This is a genomic window from Microbacterium sp. KNMS (genome assembly GCF_053851835.1).
In genome coordinates, this window is the sequence record NZ_JBSQBP010000021.1 from 18,949 (window position 1) to 34,192 (window position 15,244).

Here is a 15,244-nt window from a genome sequence, read left to right on the forward strand (position 1 = left end):
TCTAAAAACCCTTGCGCGACCAATCGAACAGAACTACCATGGAGTCATGTCGAGGATGACATCAGCACTCAGCGAGAGCCTGGCGGCCCTGCGTGCCGACGTCGCTGACCTCGATGTGGATGGTCTCGCTCCAGACGAGCTGAGGGCGCTGACCGATGTGCTCGGCGCCCTCCGGCGGAGCGTCGATGCGTCGCTCGCCGCGGCCTCGGGAGAGATCGCCCGGCAGTCGCGCCGCGAGCTCGGCAAGGACGGGTTCGCGCGCAGGCAGGGGTACTCCTCGCCGGGCACCCTGCTCTCGGCCACGACGGGTGTGACGACGGGCGAGGCTGCTCGGCTCATGCGCGTCGGCGAGGCGATCGCGCCGCGGATGAGCCTCGTCGGGGAGCGGCTGCCCGCGAAGCACCCGCATGTCGCCGAGGCGCTTCGGGCCGGCGCCCTCGGCCTCGCCGCAGCGGAGGCCATCGTCGGCATGCTGGACCGGGTGGTCGTGCGCGCCGGCACGGCGGCCTGCGACGAGATGGAGTCGATCCTCGTCGCGCAGGCCCCCGGGCTCACGAGTGACGAGCTGCGGCGCCTGCTGCTCGATGCCGAGATGCGGCTCGATCCGGATGGCGCGGAAGACCGAGAGCAGGATCGCCGCGATCGGCGCATGCTCGCGTGGCGCACGGAGCGCGACGGCTCGGTGTCCTTCACGGGACGCGCCGACCCCGAGACGGCGGCGCCGATCGTCGCGCTGCTCGACGGCATGGTGACGCAGCGGATGCGCGCGAACGAGCACGAGCCCGACGAGGCGCGGCGCGATCGCCGCACGCGGCTGCAGATGCAGATCGACATCCTCGCCGACGTCGCTCGGCATGCTCTCGGCTGCACCGCCATCCCGACCCGCCCCATCGCCACGATGGTCGTGCGGATGGACTACGACACCTTCCGTGCGGCACTCGATGAGCAGAACGGCGACGCGTCGGGCGGCGGCATGGCGACCATCGACGGAATCGAGCAGCCCGTGACCGCCAAGGCGGTGCGGCGCATGGCGGTCGATGCGCAGATCATCCCGTGCGTGCTCGGCGGCAAGAGCGAGATCCTCGACCTCGGACGCAGAGAGCGCCTCTTCACTCCGAAACAGAAGCTCGCGATCTCCATCCGCGACGAGGGGTGCGCATTCTGCGGCGCCCCGCCCGGGCACGCTGTGGTGCACCACATCGAGTGGTGGTCGCGGGGAGGAAGGACCGATCTCGATAACGGGATCCTCCTGTGCGTGGCCTGTCATCATCGGATCCACGACGACGGATGGGATATCCGCATCGAGGGCGTCGGGGTCGACGCGGTGCCGTGGTTCATCCCGCCGCCCTGGCTCGACCACACGCGCACGCCGCGTCGTGGCGGGCCGACCCGGTACCGGGTGGCCTGCTGATCGGCGGGCCCTAGGCTGGAGTCATGAACAAGAGCACCATCTGGACAGTCCTGGGCGTCATCGCCGCGGTCGTCATCGCGTGGTGGCTCGTGAACATCCTGTTCTCGGTGATGTTCTGGATCTTCAAGCTCGCGGTCGTCGCCGTCGTGGCCGTGGTCGTCTTCTTCGTGCTGCGGTCGCTCGTGAGCTCGCGGCGCGACTGAGCACCGCCGAGCCCGGAACGCTCAGCGCGGGAAGAGCGCGCGCAGCGAGAACCAGCGCTCGTCCGCGCTGATCGAGAGCGAGCCGCCGTACCGCTCGACGGCCGCCTCGATGTTGCGCAGACCGTAGCCGTGGCCGGCCTCGCGCTTGCGTGAGACGATCCGGCCATCCGAGCGCTTCACGATGCCGTCGAAGGTGTTCTCGACGCGCAGCATCACGAAGTCGTCCTGCGCGAAGAGGGCGACCCGCACGAGGCGCTCATCGGCGTCCGCGATGCGCTTCGTCGCCTCGATGGCGTTGTCGAGGGCGTTCCCCAGCACCGCCGTCACGTCGAGCGGGCTCATGAAGTCGAGCAGCCGGCCATCCGCCACGTACGAGACGTCGACCCCGTCCTCGTTGGCGCGCAGGCGCTTGCCGGTGAGGACCACGTCGACCACGCGGTTGCCCGTGCGCACCTGTGCCCCGTAGTCGCGGATGGACTCCTCGAGGTCGTCGAGCATCCGCTCGCGCAGCCCCGGATCGGTCTCGGCCCGCAGGGCATCGAGGTGATGCTTCATGTCGTGGTACTTGCGGCTCACCTCGTCGATCGCGCGTCGCGAGAGCTCGTACTGGTCGTGCTGGCTCCGGAGCAGCTGCGACATCGCCTCCGCGTCGCGCCGGGTCTGCATCTCGCGGCGCACCTCGTGCTGCACGTAGAGCGCGATGTAGCCGCAGAGGTCCACGAGCGTGCGGATGTAGAAGATCTCGGGGCCGAGACGGCTGCTGAACGGGGTGTTGGCGTTGGCGAAGCTGAGGTTCGAGATCCCGAAGGTCGCTGCGGCGATCGCCAGCGCGCTCACGAGCTCGCGCCATCCCACCTCGATCTCCGCTCCGCGCGTGAGATGCCGGCGCTCGGCGAGCCAGGCGAGCACGAGCACGCCGCCGTAGACGAGGGCGAGGAATGCCGCCCGCGCGACGCCCTCCGCGTCGGGCAGGTAGAAGCGCTCGAGCTGCCAGTGCAGCGAGGCGACGAACTCGGCGAGCACGAACGCCCGCGCTGTCAGGTACCCCGCCGTCACCGCGGTGATCCGCAGCGACGCGAACAGGAGCGCGAACATCGTGAGCGCGGCGCCGAGCATGCCGGGGATCCACAGCGCGAGAGGGAGGGTGTCTGCCCACAGCTGCAGACCGACGAGAGCCGCGAGCCCGGCCAGGGCGACGCCGACGGTCGGGAGCCACCGCATGCGCCGGCGGACGATCGCGATGAACACCGCGCAGGCGCCCCACTCGGCGAGAGCGGTGAACAGGCGGGGGATCTCGGCGAGCTCGCTCGTGACGACGTCGCTCATGCCGTGATCCCGCGCGAGCCGATGTAGCTCGCGAGCGCCGCGAGGAAGTCCTTCTTGCGCGGACGGCTGATCTGCAGTCTCGCGCCGCCGCGCATCCGGCAGTCGCTGCCCTCGACGCCCGTGACGTGGCGCAGATTGACGAGGTATCCGCTGTTGCACCGGTGGAAGCCCTCGTCCGCGAGCTCGGCCTCCATGGCCTTGAGCGTCGCGACCACCGTGTGGTCGGTCTCGAGCGTGTGGATCAGCACGTGGTGCTTCGCGCTCTCGAGGTAGACGATGTCGGCGACGTCGACGCGGTGGCGCGCCCCGTCGGTGGTCGAGAAGAGGAGGTGACGGCGCTCGCGCCGCCGCAGGCGGACGAGGCACCGCTCCATCTCCTGCTCGAAGGCGGCGTAGGACACCGGCTTGAGGAGGTAGCTGAGCGCGTCGACCTCGTATCCGCTGATCGCGTACTGAGGCGAGCTCGTCACGAACACGATGATGACCTCGCCGTCCACCTCGCGGATGCGGCGGGCCGCGGTCATGCCGTCCACGCGCTCCATCTGGATGTCGAGGAGGAGGACATCCCAGTCGGGCCGGTAGTCGTCGAGGATGTCCGCGCCGTCATGGAACGCGCCGATGTGGAACCGCTCGTCGTGCTCGCGCTGGAACCGGTCGAGGTGCGAGAGGAGACGGTCGATGCTCCCCGGGTCGTCCTCGACGACGGCGATGCGGATCATCTCTCTCCCTCCTCGGATCAGCTGAAACCGACGACCCGGCGCGCGACGCTGTACGCGAGCGAGGTCACGCGGCGCCCGGCATGACCGGGCAGGTTGCTGCTCGCGCCCATGAAGCTCCGTCGGAGCCTCGTGTAGACCCACGGGCTCTCCGCCTTGACCTCGCGCCAGAAGGCGTCGCGCTGAGCGAGGTGCGCACGCGTTCCTCCTCGCGCGAGAGTGGCGGAGGTGACCGCGCAGATCGCCTCGATGTAGTGCAGCAGCGCGGCGTACAGGGGCGCCGGCACCTCTCCGGTCGCGACCTCGGCGGGAGAGGGGAGCGCGCGCAGGGCGAGCCGGTTCACCCGCAGCTGCTGGTCGACCCGGCGCAGCATCGTGTCGGCCTCGACCGACTGCCCTTCGCGGCCGATGACGTAGTGGTAGAGCTTCACCGGCAGGTAGTACATGCTCCGCACGCGCGCGAGGGGCACGACGACGTAGAGGTTGTCGACGTAGAAGGTGTTCTCGGGCAGCCGGAGGCCGGATGCCCGCACGATCTCGGTGCGGTAGATGATCGCGTGCATCATGAGGTACTGGCGACGGCTGAACCGCTCGGTGTCGCCCCATCCGAAGACCCGGCCCGCGGGGAAGACGCTGTCGAACCGGGAGACGCGGTTCGACTTGCCCACGCGGTCGTGCACGTAGTCGGTGAACACGGCGTCGACGCCGCCGCACTCCTCGAGGGTGCGCAGGATCTGCAGCACCTGCTCGAGAGCGGGGATGCTGAGCCAGTCGTCGGCGTCGAGCACCTTGAGGTACGTGCCGCGCGCCTCGGCGAGGCCGGTGTTGATCGCCCCGCCGTGCCCCCGGTTCGGCTGGTGGATGGCCCGGAACACGTCGGGGCGCCGACGCGCGTAGTCGTCGGCGATCTCGGCGGTGGCGTCGGTCGACCCGTCGTCGACGACGATCACCTCGATGTCGTGCCGCATCCGCAGAAGGGGGACGAGGGCACGGTGAAGGTGGTCGGCCGCGTTGTAGGCGGGGACCACGATCGAGAGGAGGGGCATGGCTCTAGTCTGCCTGGGCGGTGGGCGCGGCCACGGCGGCGGCGTCGGGCGTCTGGCGGAAGATCAGCTTGAAGATCGGGTAGAAGACCCAGAACGAGATCGCCGAGTTGATGATCATCGTCGCGACGTCGGCCACGACCTCGCCCGTGCCGCCCCACATCCCGATGAGGAGGTCGTAGATCGGGGCCTTGTAGAACCCCTGCGCGGCAGCCGCGGCGAACGTGATGACGACGTAGGCGAGCGCGTACCATCCTGCCGCGACCCACGGCGAGGTGTTCGACTTGAACGTGATGTTGCGCTGGAGGAAGAAGTTGATGACCTGCGCGATGAGCAGCGTGATCTGGACGGCCAGGAAGTAGGCGAGACCGCCGCCCCCTTCAGGGAGGGCGCCGGCCGCGTAGTCGAACATGAAGTACGTCGAGCCGTCGACGTTCGAGCCGACCGGGAGCACCTGGAAGTCGACCCCGACGAGACCCGTGAAGCTGTCGAACGCCCAGCGGAAGATCGGCATGAGCGCGAGCTGCAGCACGGTCACGCCGTTCGAGAGCACGAAGAACATGAGGAACTTCGACAGCTCGGGGTGCCGGTCCTGGAAGCCTCGCCACCAGTCCTTGATCGCGGTGAACATCATGCGCTCCTGTTCGAGGTGGGTGCGTCGGCGGCGGAGAGGAAGGCGTCGCGGGTGCGCCTCTCCTCCCGGCGTCCGCGGAAGAAGGCGGCCACGACGCGGCCCAGACCGCGGATCGTCTGCCCGTTGACGAGGGTGAGCAGCGCGTCGGTGAGCCGGCTCGTCGCGAGGCCGCCGCTCATCTTCGAGATGACGCGGAACGGCCCGTTGAAGAGGAAGAGGATGTTGAGGTCGGGCTCCCCGGACGCCTCGGCCTTGCGCCGACGGCCGTCGACGATCCGGAACACAAGGCGCGCGAGGGGGCTGCGGGCGACGCGGAGCCGATCGATCGGATCGTTCACCCCGAGCGGGCCGTCGCCCCATTCCGAGTCCGGGCGCGGGCGGCCGAGCAGCGCGGTGAAGTCCGCGTCGGAGACGTCGTGCACGCGTCCCGTGGCATAGACGGCGAGTGCTGCCTCCGGCGCCCGCTGCGGCACGGTGCCCCCGATGGGCACGACGGCCTCGAGCGGCAGATCGCGCACATTCGGGCCCACCTGCACGAGGTAGTCGCCCTCCTCGATCTGCCAGGCGCCCGTGCGGACGTCGAAGAACCGGAAGGCGCGCGCGCCGAGCGGCACGGTGATCCGCGCGGACTCGCCGGCCGCGAGCCGCACCTTGCGGAAGCCTTTGAGCTCGCGCACCGCGCGCGGGACGCCGCCCGTGCCGCGGCGGCCGACGTAGACCTGCGCCACGTCGGCGCCTGCGACGCCGCCCGTGTTCGTCACGGTGAACGAGACCGCGTCGTCGCCCACCTGCAGGTCGGAGTACGCGAACGTCGTGTAGCTCAGTCCGAATCCGAAGGGGAACGCGACATCGACGCCCGCGGTCTCGTAGTAGCGGTAGCCGACGAAGGGGCCCTCGCGGTACTCGGCGGTGCGGTCGACGCTCGGGAAGCGTCCGGCGGTCGGCGTGTCGGCGAGGCGGTACGGGACGGTCTCGGCGAGGCGGCCGCCGGGGTTGACGGCTCCGGTCAGCACGTCGGCGAGCCCCTCCGCACCGGCCTGTCCGCCGAGGTATGCGTGCACGAGAGCCGCCGCGTCATCCGCCCACGGCGTCTCGACGACGCCGCCCGCGCTCAGCACGACCACCGTGCGCGGATTCGCGGCCGCGACAGCGCGCAGCACGTCGACCTGCGCGGCGTGCAGCGCGAGCGAGCCGCGGTCGAGCCCCTCCGACTCGGAGATCTCGGGGAGGCCGAGCGCGAGGACCGCGACCTCGGCCTCGCGCGCCGCGGCGACGGCGCCCGCGAGGAGAGCGGCGTCGGGGCGGCCGTCCCGGTGGAACCCCGGCGAGAACGAGAGCACCTCGAGGTCGCTGTCGGCGAGCGCATCCCGCAGGTTCGTCACGCGGGTGGCGTTGACCGCCGACGATCCCGCCCCCTGGTAGCGCGGGGTCTCGGCGAAGTCGCCGATGAGGGCGACGCGCGTGCCGGACGAGAGGGGGAGGAGCCCGCCCTCGTTGCGCAGGAGGACGGCCGACTCGGCCGCCGCGCGTCGGGCGAGGGCGTGGTGCGCGTCGGCGTCGAAGCGCGATCGGGCGCGCGTCGTCCGCGTCGTGACGCGCCGCACGAGGTCGAGGATCTCGGCGACCCGCGCATCGAGGTCCGCCTCGGCGAGCTCGCCCCGCTCGACGGCGGCGACGATCTGACGGGCCGAGTCGAACCCGGGCGAGGGCATCTCGATGGAGCCGCCCGCGCGCACGGCGGCGACGGCGTCGTTGCCGCCACCCCAGTCGGAGACGACAGCGCCGTCGAAGCCCCACTCCTCGCGGAGGATCTCGGCGAGAAGATGCGCGTTCTCGTGCGCGTAGGCGCCGTTGACGAGGTTGTACGACGACATGATCGCCCACGGCGCCGCGTCCTCGACGACGATCTCGAACGCGGTCAGGTAGATCTCGCGCAGGGTCCGCTCGTCGACGACCGAGTCGCTCACCATCCGGCGCAGCTCCTGGCTGTTGACGGCGAAGTGCTTGGGCGTCGCGGCGACGCCCTGCTCCTGGATGCCGCGCACGTACGCGGCGGCGAGGCGCCCCGCGAGCTCGGGGTCCTCGGAGAAGTACTCGAAGCTGCGCCCGCCGAGCGGGCTGCGCTTGATGTTGAGACCCGGCCCGAGCAGCACGTGCACGCCCTGGGCGGACGCCTCCGCACCGAGCGCTCGGCCGATGTCGGCGGCGAGCTCCTCGTCCCAGCTGTTGGCGATCGTGGCCGCGGTCGGGAAGCAGGTCGCTGGCTCGGAGGCGTTGAGACCGAGGTGGTCCGCGGAGCCGACCTGCTTGCGCACACCGTGCGGGCCATCCGACATCCAGATCGCGGGGATGCCGAGACGCGCGATCGCGCGCGTCTGCCAGGTGTTCTGACCGCTCAGCAGGGCGGCCTTCTCGAGGAGGGTGAGCTGGGCGAGGAGCGCCGGTGTGTCGTTCACGATGAGGTCTTCCTGTGCGGGGCCGGGAGGTCGCCCTCCCGGCCCCGGTTCATGGCTGGGTCAGTACGTCGCCGCGTCGGCCGGGGCGACGGTCGGGCGAGCGCGGTGACGGCGCACGCGCACGACCATCCAGACCACGCCGGCCACGACGAGCAGCGCGAGCAGGATCGTCCCGACGATGACGCCGATCTCCCAGCCCGCCAGCTGGTACGTGAGCGTCGCACCCGAGGCCATGCCGTTCACCGCGTTGGAGTTCGCCACGGTGTAGAGCACGTTGTGGATGGCGTACCGCAGGTTGTCCTGCGCGGCCGCGCTCGTCGAGTCCGCGATCGTCTTCGAGCCCTCGAACGTCAGCATGTGATCCGTTCCCCTGGCGTTCCATGCCTGGTCGGGGTACATGAAGTCGTACAGGTTGAAGTCGGTGATCGCGAAGCCGCGGAAGCCCCACTCCTCGCGCAGGACGTCGTGCATGAGCGCGGACGAGCCGCCGGCCCACGTCGCGCCGATGCGGTTGAAGGAGCTCATGATCGCGGTCGAGCCGATCTCGCTCGTCTGCAGCTCGCCATCCGCGTCGTAGTACTCGACCTCGCCGCGCGCGTCCTTCACGACCATCTCGAACGGCTTGAGGTACAGCTCGCGGATGGTCTGCTCGGTCGCCCAGGTCGAGAGCCCGCCGCCGTTCACGCGGTTGGTCTCCTGGTCGTTCATGGCGAAGTGCTTCGTGAACGAGTACACGCCCTTCGTCAGCGCGCCGTCGACGACCTGGGTCGCGAGGGCGCCCGAGAGCACCGGGTCCTCCGAGTAGTACTCGAAGTTGCGGCCCGCGAACGGCGAGCGGTGCAGGTTCACCGCGGGGGCGTACCAGCCGTTCGCGCCCATGTGCAGCGCCTCGTTGCCCACGGCCACGCCCATGGCGTTCGCGAGGTCGCGGCTCCACGTCTGGCCGATGAGGTACTCCGAGGGGAACGCGGTCCCGGTCCAGAGGTCCGGGTTGATGAACGACGAGAAGCCCGCGGGGCCGTCGAGGTCGTTCGTGCGGATCTTGCCGATCTCCGGCAGCCCTGCCGTGTTGTACGCGCCCGACGTGAGGAGCGTGAGCACCTCGTCGGGGTCGAGCTGGTCGAGGAGCTCCTCCCACGCGGGGTCGTCGTACGGCAGGCCGCGCAGATCGACGAGGGACAGGTCGTTGTCGGCGTTCCACGTCGGAGCCTCGGCGCCCTCGGCGTCGGACGCGGCGGCTGCGGCGTCGAACGGCTCGTACGCGGCGATCGTCGCCTCGCTCGCCTCGAGGTCGGCGCCCTCGGGAGCGGTCGGGAACGTGCCGGCGAAATCCGCGCGCGAGAACGCCGTGCGGGTGCCGTCCTCGAACGCGGCCGTCACGTCGTCGAAGCGGTTGGTCGCGGGGACCTCGTCGCTCGCGCGTCCGTCCGTGTAGACGACGGTCTCGTCGACCGTGTAGACGAGCGGCTCGATGCCGTCCTTGAGGCTGTGCGAGTCGGTCTGCAGCTTCAGCTCGTAGTCGCCCTGCTCGAGCACGTAGGCCGCGGCATCTGCCGCGTCGTACGAGGCCATGTCCTCGACGGCGAGCGTCAGCGTGACGGTCTCCGTCGCGCCGGGCTCGAGGAGCCCCGTCTTCGCGAAGTCGCCGAGCACCACGTGGGCCTTCTCGATGCCGCCCGGGGTGTAGGGAGCGGTGTAGTAGAGCTGGACGACGTCCTTGCCGGCGACGTCGCCCGTGTTCGTCACGTCGACGTCGATCGAGATCTCGCCGTCGACCTCGCCCAGGCGCGCGTCCGCGACGCTCCAGTCGAAGGTCGTGTAGCTCAGCCCGTAGCCGAACGGGTAGACGACGGCCTCGTCGTAGTCGATGAAGCCCTCGACCGCGGCGGTCTCGTAGTAGCGGTACCCGCTGTAGATGCCCTCCTCGTAGTCCACGAAGTACGCGTCCTCGAGGTTCGAGTAGGCGAAGTCGCCGAAGTTGACGAACGTCGGGTCGGCCGTGAAGTCGGCCGAGAAGACGTCGACGGTGTGACCCGACGGGTTGACCGCGCCGCTCAGGATGCTGCCGAGGGCGTTGAAGCCCGAGACACCCGGCGAGCCGGCGAACACGATGCCGTCGACCGCGGGGTCGTCCTCGAGGATGCCGAGCTCCATCGACGTCGACGCGTTGACGACGACCACGACAGTCTCGAAGTTCTCCTCGGCGAGGGCGACGAGGTCCTTCTCGTCCTGGTTGAGCTCGAGCTGGTGCTGCCCCGGCTCGGCGGTCTCGTCCCAGGGGGTCATGTCGGTGGCGAGGTCTCCGCCCTCGCCGCCGGCGCGTCCGATGACGACGATCGCCGCGTCGCCGTACTCCGCGAAGCTGTCGAGCGCGTCCTGCGAGTACTCGTCGACCGGCATCTCGCCGATGTTGTAGTTCGACTCCTCGGGCTTGTCCATGACGATGTTCGTCCGGCCGCCCTCCGCTGCGGGGTTCGCCTCGGCGAAGGCCGCGAGCTCGTCGAAGACCGTGTCGTTGACCGTGAAGCCGGCGTTCTCGATGCCCTGGCGGATGTTCACGGCCGTGCGCGTGTCGGCGGTTCCCGATCCGGAGCCGCCGTACACGGGGTCGGCGGCGCCACGTCCGAGGAGCGTCACGGCGCCCGTCTCGAGCGGCAGCGCGCCGTTGTTCTTGAGGAGCGTCATGCCCTCGTCGGCGATGTCCTCGACGAGCTCGGCCGACGCCGCCTTGGCGTCCTCCTGCGTCGCGTGATCGCTCTCGTAGTAGGTCGTGTCGAGCTCAGCGCCCTCGGCGGTGTTGCTGACGACGTACGTGCCGGTGCCCATGAACGATTCGATCGCCCCGCGGAACATCCCGATCGCGATGTTCGCGCCGACGGCCAGGACGGCCACGAACGCGACGATCGGGATCCAGATCGCGAGGAACCTCCTGTTCGACATCGGCGCCTTGGCCTTCGTTGAACCCACGTGTTCTCTCCTCTTGATGCGGGCCTCCCTCGGCGGAGGCCGGCGTCCCGCCTCGGTGCGCAGACGCCGCCACCCATTCCACCGATGTTCATGCACCTGCATGGGCGCTGCCGCACAATCTGTCGTTTCCGGCGGATGAACTGTCGGCCGCCCGCGGTCCGTCACACGGCCGACACATGCGTGGAGCATGCTGGCGTCATGGAGTTCCCACCCCTCGCCACCTCGTACACGATCTCCCTTCCCGCCTGGATCGCGGAGGAGCTCGCCGACGTGCCCGACGTCATCCCGACCCTCGAGGGGCGCATGGCCCTCGTCAACCGGCTCGCCGACCGCAACTGGCGCGAGGGCAACGGCGGCCCGTTCGCGGCCCTCGTCGCCGAGGCCGACACGGGCCGGATCGTGTCGGTCGGCGTGAACGTCGTGCTGTCCACGGGCATCACGTCGGGGCACGCCGAGGTGACGGCGCTCGGGATGGCTCAGGCGCGGGTCGGCTCGTGGGACCTCGGCGCATCGGACCAGCCGCGGCACGAGCTCGTCGTGAACTGGCGCCCGTGCGTGCAGTGCTACGGCGCGGCGATGTGGTCGGGCATCACGACCCTCGCGATCGCCGGATCGGGGCCCGAGTGCGAGGAGATCACGACGTTCGACGAGGGCCCGATGGTCGCCGACTGGGCGGAGGCCTTCGAGGCCCGTGGCATCGCCGTGATCGACGGCGTCGCGAAGGACGACGCGGTCGCGGTCTTCCGCGCGTACCGTGCGGCGGTCGACGCCGGCGCGATCACCGTCTACAACGCGCGCGGGTGATCGTCAGCGGCGCGTGGCCGCGAGTGCGCATCCGCCCGCCGCGATCGCGAGCGCGCCCAGGACGATGACGACCGCGGGCCATCCGGACGCCGTCCACGCGGCGCTGCAGAGCCATCCGAACAGGCTCGATCCGCCGTAGTAGAAGACGTTGTACATCGACCCCGCGCTCGCGCGGTCGGCGCCCGCGAAGCCCGCCACGGCCGAGCTCGCGACGGAGTGCGCGAGGAACATCCCGGTCGTGAGCAGCACGACGCCCGCGATCACGAGCGGCAGCGGGGTCGTGCCCGTGAGCAGGGCGCCCGCGAGCACGAGCGCGCATCCCGCGAGCAGGGGAGTGCGCAGGCCGAAGCGGAGCGAGAGGCGCCCGGAGAGCTGAGCGGCGGCCGTCCCGCCGAGATAGGCGAGGAACACGAAGGAGACGACCGCAGCAGGCAGGGCATAGGGCGGGGCCTCGAGGCGGAACGTGATCGCGTTGTACATGCCGATCATCGCCCCGAGCAGCATGCCGCCCATGAGGAACAGCGCGCGCAGGCGCGCATCGCGCAGCTGCCGCAGGAACACCCGGAGCGTGCGCCCGGCGGGGGCTCCGGATGGCGCCGTGCGCGGCAGCAGGACGGCCATCGTGATCGTGATCGCGGCGCCGGCGAGATCGAGGAGGAGCAGGCCGAGGCGCCATCCGCCGATCTCGGCGAGGAGCGGCGCGACGAGCCGCCCGGACAGCCCGCCGATCGAGGCCGCCGCGATGTAGCCGCCCGCCACGACCGCGGCCCGGCGCCCCGAGATCACCTCGTGCACGAGGGCGACGGCCAGCGCCGGGATACCGCCCAGCGCCGCGCCCTGCAGGAACCGCCCCGCCACGAGGAGCTCGAGGGTGGGCGCGAGCGGGAGGAGCAGCGCGATGAGCGCCGACGTCGTCGCCGAGACGCGCATCGACCACGCCACCCCGCGCCGTGCCGCGAGCACCGCCCACAGCGGAAGCGAGAGGGCGAGGCCGAGCGTCGCGCCCGAGATGATCCAGGCCACGGCGGCGGCTGAGCGGTCGAGGTCGGCGGCGACGAACGTGAGGAGCCCCTGCGGGGCGTGGAGGAGCGCGAAGCTCGCGATGCCCGCGCACCACATCGCGATCGAGAGGCGCCGCGACCTCGGCACGGCGGACTCCCTCGCGGTCGGGAGGGAGGCGGTCGCCGTCATGCCCTCGACGCTAGCCCGCCCGATGCATGCGGATCCAATACCGGATCGGCCTGATGCATACCATGAGGGCATGGAAACGGATCGGATCCGCGGCGTCCTCCCGCTCGTGCCCGTGCTCGTCGCGCTCGGCGACACCGAGCACGTCACGGCGGCCGCCGAGCGCCTCGGCATGCCGCAGCCCAACGTGAGCCGCGCCATCCGCACCCTCGAGCAGCGCCTCGGCGTCGCGCTCGTCGAGAGGGAGGGCCGCGGCATCCGCCTGACCGCCGCCGCGCGCACGCTCCTGCCCGCGTTCCGACGTGCGATCGAGCTCATCGAGGACGGCGTCGGCGCCGTCACGGGCGCGGCCTCGTCGACGGTGTCGCTCGCCTTCCAGACCTCGCTCGGGGAGCGCTTCATCCCCGAGGTCGTGAGCACCGTGCGCCGCGACCGCCCCGATCTGCGCTTCGAACTGCACCAGGGCGCGCGCTCGCTCCTCATCGAGCAGCTGCACGCGGGTCGCGTCGCCATGGCCCTCGTCGTCGACACCCCGGCGATCGGCGGTGACATCGAGGTCGTGCCCCTGTTCGAGCAGCCGCTCGTCGCGCTCCTGCCCGACGACCATCCGCTCGCGCGGCGCGCGTCGGTCTCGGTGCCCGAGATCGCGGAGTGGCCGATCGTCACCCTCGCGCGCGGCTTCGGGCTGCGGGACTCGCTCGACGCGCTCTTCGCGCGCAGCGAGCGGACGCCCCGCATCGCCTTCGAGGGCGAGGACCTCATCACAGTGCGCGGTCTCGTGACGGCCGGGCTCGGTCTCGCGGTCGTGCCCGAGCAGCCGGTCGTGCCCGCGGGCTGCGTGTCGGTGCCGATCCGCAGCCGCCTCGCGTCGCGGCGGATGTGCGCGGTGACGGCCGCGGGGGAGTCGCGCCCTGCGGTGCTGCTCGTGCGCGACGCGGTCGTCCGCGTCGCGCACGAGCGGCGGATCTGGGCGGAGGGCTGATCAGGCGTCACGCGACGTCGTGCAGCGACACGGGCTGCACGAGCGTCCTGCGCCGGTCGCGCACCCACACGTCTCCGCTCTCGCGCTTCTCGGCGCGCGAGGCGAAGCGGTAGCGGTAGGTCACGACGCGGACGAAGCGGGGTGGCTGGCCGTGGAACGGGTCGCGCGCGAGGAGCCGGAGCGTCGGACGGTCGGCTTCGAGCAGCCGCACGAGGAACACGAGGAACCAGTCGTCGATGCGGTGGCCGAGCGGGAGGAACCACATCAGCCAGTCGAGCCGCAGATGGTACGGAGCGACCTGAGGGGGCCTGCGACGCACGTCGCCGGGTTTCCCGCGGAAGCCGTACTCGTGCCACTGCGCGTGTTCGGGATTCGCGTCGAGCGTGCCCTCGACGACGAACTCGATGCGCTCCTTCGTGACCGTGCCGAAGGCGCCGTACGCGTTGGCGAGGTTCCAGCGGTTGAAGCTCGCGTTCATGAGCTGCCGATGCGCGAAGAGGTTGCGCAGCGGCTGCCCGCTCAGCACGACGCAGAGCACCGCGACGGCCGAGGTGACCACGAGCCAGGGCAGGGGGAGCTCGCCGCGCTCGTCGCCCGCGGGGATGCCCACGGCCGAGAAGGCGAGGACGATCGTCGCCGCGTTCAGCCATGCGAAGTTGCCCGTGAGGACGAGCCAGAGCTGCGTCGCGATGATCACGACCGCCGCGAACGCGCCGATGAGGAGCGGGATCGCGTCGGGCAGCCACAGCCCGAGGAGCGGCGCGAACACGAGCCAGGGCACGGCGAGCTGCGCGATGTGATTGCCCACGACCTCGAGCCTGTGGAACCAGCGCGGCAGCAGATGCGCCTGGCGGCTCAGGGGCCCCGGCATCGGCTGCGTCTCGTGGTGGTAGGTCAGGGCCGTGAGGTCTCGCCACTCGCGTCCGCCGCGGATCTTGATCATGCCGGCGCCGAACTCGAGCCGGAACAGCAGCCACCAGAACAGGACGATGATCGCCGTCGCGGGCGGCTGGTCGTGCGAGCCGAGGAACGCGGCGAGGAAGCCCGACTCGAGGAGCAGCATCTCCCATCCGAAGCCGTAGAAGGTCTGCCCGATCGAGACGATCGACATGTAGCCGAACCAGATCGCGAGGAAGCACAGCATCGGCAGCCAGGGCGGACCGAGCTGGGGGAGGCCCGCCGCGATCAGCGCGCTCACGGCCATCCCGCCGATGCAGAGCGCGACGAGACGGCGATCCGTGTACCGGATCCATCGGAACAGGGTGGGCCGCAGCGCCCGGGCGGCGCGGTCGGAGGAGCGCGCCCACGCGAGCAGTTCGGGCGCCGGGAGCAGGCCGTGCTCGCCGAGGAGCGCGCGGAACTGGTTGAGCGTCGAGAGGAACGCGACGAGGTACAGCGCCGCGATGCCGCGCTGGAGCACCTCGCGCGCGAACGCGAAGTCGACCGCCGCGAAGCCGTCCATGCCGCCACGATACGACCGTCGCGCCCGGCTCTCACGGGGTTGACGGAGGGGT

General features: G+C 70.8%; 12 protein-coding genes. 4 read left to right on the forward strand and 8 right to left on the reverse strand.

Annotated elements, in window-relative coordinates:
- The first annotated feature begins 46 nt into the window (after positions 1-46).
- Together ACWXWW_RS13200 and ACWXWW_RS13205 are read left to right on the forward strand one after the other, a co-directional pair.
- Positions 47-1,411, forward strand: a complete 1,365-nt coding sequence (locus tag ACWXWW_RS13200; RefSeq protein ID WP_455970197.1) for a DUF222 domain-containing protein — start codon at positions 47-49, stop codon at positions 1,409-1,411.
- Positions 1,412-1,434: 23 nt separating this feature from the next.
- A complete protein-coding gene (locus ACWXWW_RS13205) occupies positions 1,435-1,614 on the forward strand; it encodes a hypothetical protein (protein ID WP_324013943.1) in 180 nt (59 codons plus the stop codon).
- A gap of 21 nt (positions 1,615-1,635) precedes the next feature.
- On the opposite strand, the gene ACWXWW_RS13210 is transcribed toward ACWXWW_RS13205, so the two are convergent.
- From ACWXWW_RS13210 to ACWXWW_RS13235, 6 genes are read right to left on the reverse strand one after another with little or no spacing between them, the layout of a single operon-like run.
- Positions 1,636-2,940, reverse strand: coding sequence for a GHKL domain-containing protein (locus tag ACWXWW_RS13210; protein WP_455970198.1), 1,305 nt, complete (start codon positions 2,938-2,940; stop codon positions 1,636-1,638).
- Complete coding sequence (locus tag ACWXWW_RS13215) at positions 2,937-3,659, reverse strand: LytR/AlgR family response regulator transcription factor (RefSeq protein WP_455970199.1); 723 nt, start codon at positions 3,657-3,659, stop codon at positions 2,937-2,939. The genes ACWXWW_RS13210 and ACWXWW_RS13215 overlap by 4 nt, the downstream gene beginning before the upstream one ends.
- Positions 3,660-3,676: 17 nt before the next feature.
- On the reverse strand, positions 3,677-4,702 hold the full coding sequence (locus ACWXWW_RS13220; protein ID WP_455970201.1) for a glycosyltransferase family 2 protein: 1,026 nt from the start codon (positions 4,700-4,702) through the stop codon (positions 3,677-3,679).
- Between the two features lie 4 nt (positions 4,703-4,706).
- Positions 4,707-5,330, reverse strand: coding sequence for a hypothetical protein (locus ACWXWW_RS13225; RefSeq protein WP_455970203.1), 624 nt, complete (start codon positions 5,328-5,330; stop codon positions 4,707-4,709).
- Positions 5,330-7,789: a glycoside hydrolase family 3 C-terminal domain-containing protein gene (locus ACWXWW_RS13230; protein ID WP_455970205.1), complete on the reverse strand. Its 2,460-nt coding sequence runs from the start codon at positions 7,787-7,789 to the stop codon at positions 5,330-5,332. The genes ACWXWW_RS13225 and ACWXWW_RS13230 overlap by 1 nt, the downstream gene beginning before the upstream one ends.
- 60 nt (positions 7,790-7,849) lie before the next feature.
- Complete coding sequence (locus tag ACWXWW_RS13235) at positions 7,850-10,756, reverse strand: glycoside hydrolase family 3 N-terminal domain-containing protein (protein WP_455970207.1); 2,907 nt, start codon at positions 10,754-10,756, stop codon at positions 7,850-7,852.
- Between the two features lie 198 nt (positions 10,757-10,954).
- Here ACWXWW_RS13235 and ACWXWW_RS13240 point away from each other — a divergent pair, with 198 nt between their 5' ends.
- Positions 10,955-11,560 carry a tRNA-specific adenosine deaminase gene (locus tag ACWXWW_RS13240; protein WP_282980149.1) on the forward strand — a complete coding sequence of 202 codons (606 nt, stop codon included), beginning with the start codon at positions 10,955-10,957 and terminating at the stop codon, positions 11,558-11,560.
- Between the two features lie 3 nt (positions 11,561-11,563).
- Here the strand turns inward: ACWXWW_RS13240 and ACWXWW_RS13245 are convergent, their stop codons facing one another.
- A complete protein-coding gene (locus ACWXWW_RS13245) occupies positions 11,564-12,751 on the reverse strand; it encodes an MFS transporter (protein WP_455970209.1) in 1,188 nt (395 codons plus the stop codon).
- 70 nt (positions 12,752-12,821) lie between these two features.
- On the opposite strand from ACWXWW_RS13245, the gene ACWXWW_RS13250 reads away from it, so the two are divergent.
- A complete protein-coding gene (locus ACWXWW_RS13250) occupies positions 12,822-13,730 on the forward strand; it encodes a LysR family transcriptional regulator (RefSeq protein WP_455970211.1) in 909 nt (302 codons plus the stop codon).
- Positions 13,731-13,737: 7 nt separating this feature from the next.
- Here ACWXWW_RS13250 and ACWXWW_RS13255 read toward each other — a convergent pair whose 3' ends face one another.
- On the reverse strand, positions 13,738-15,192 hold the full coding sequence (locus ACWXWW_RS13255; RefSeq protein ID WP_455970213.1) for a lipase maturation factor family protein: 1,455 nt from the start codon (positions 15,190-15,192) through the stop codon (positions 13,738-13,740).
- Between the last annotated feature and the right edge of the window lie 52 nt (positions 15,193-15,244).

Excerpts from the sequence above, each read along its gene's own strand:
- ACWXWW_RS13200 (WP_455970197.1), top strand. The coding sequence starts at position 47 with ATGTCGAGGATGACATCAGCACTCAGCGAGAGCCTGGCGGCCCTGCGT.
- ACWXWW_RS13205 (WP_324013943.1), top strand. The coding sequence starts at position 1,435 with ATGAACAAGAGCACCATCTGGACAGTCCTGGGCGTCATCGCCGCGGTC.
- ACWXWW_RS13210 (WP_455970198.1), bottom strand. The coding sequence starts at position 2,940 with ATGAGCGACGTCGTCACGAGCGAGCTCGCCGAGATCCCCCGCCTGTTC.
- ACWXWW_RS13215 (WP_455970199.1), bottom strand. The coding sequence starts at position 3,659 with ATGATCCGCATCGCCGTCGTCGAGGACGACCCGGGGAGCATCGACCGT.
- ACWXWW_RS13220 (WP_455970201.1), bottom strand. The coding sequence starts at position 4,702 with ATGCCCCTCCTCTCGATCGTGGTCCCCGCCTACAACGCGGCCGACCAC.
- ACWXWW_RS13225 (WP_455970203.1), bottom strand. The coding sequence starts at position 5,330 with ATGTTCACCGCGATCAAGGACTGGTGGCGAGGCTTCCAGGACCGGCAC.
- ACWXWW_RS13240 (WP_282980149.1), top strand. The coding sequence starts at position 10,955 with ATGGAGTTCCCACCCCTCGCCACCTCGTACACGATCTCCCTTCCCGCC.
- ACWXWW_RS13245 (WP_455970209.1), bottom strand. The coding sequence starts at position 12,751 with ATGACGGCGACCGCCTCCCTCCCGACCGCGAGGGAGTCCGCCGTGCCG.
- ACWXWW_RS13250 (WP_455970211.1), top strand. The coding sequence starts at position 12,822 with ATGGAAACGGATCGGATCCGCGGCGTCCTCCCGCTCGTGCCCGTGCTC.
- ACWXWW_RS13255 (WP_455970213.1), bottom strand. The coding sequence starts at position 15,192 with ATGGACGGCTTCGCGGCGGTCGACTTCGCGTTCGCGCGCGAGGTGCTC.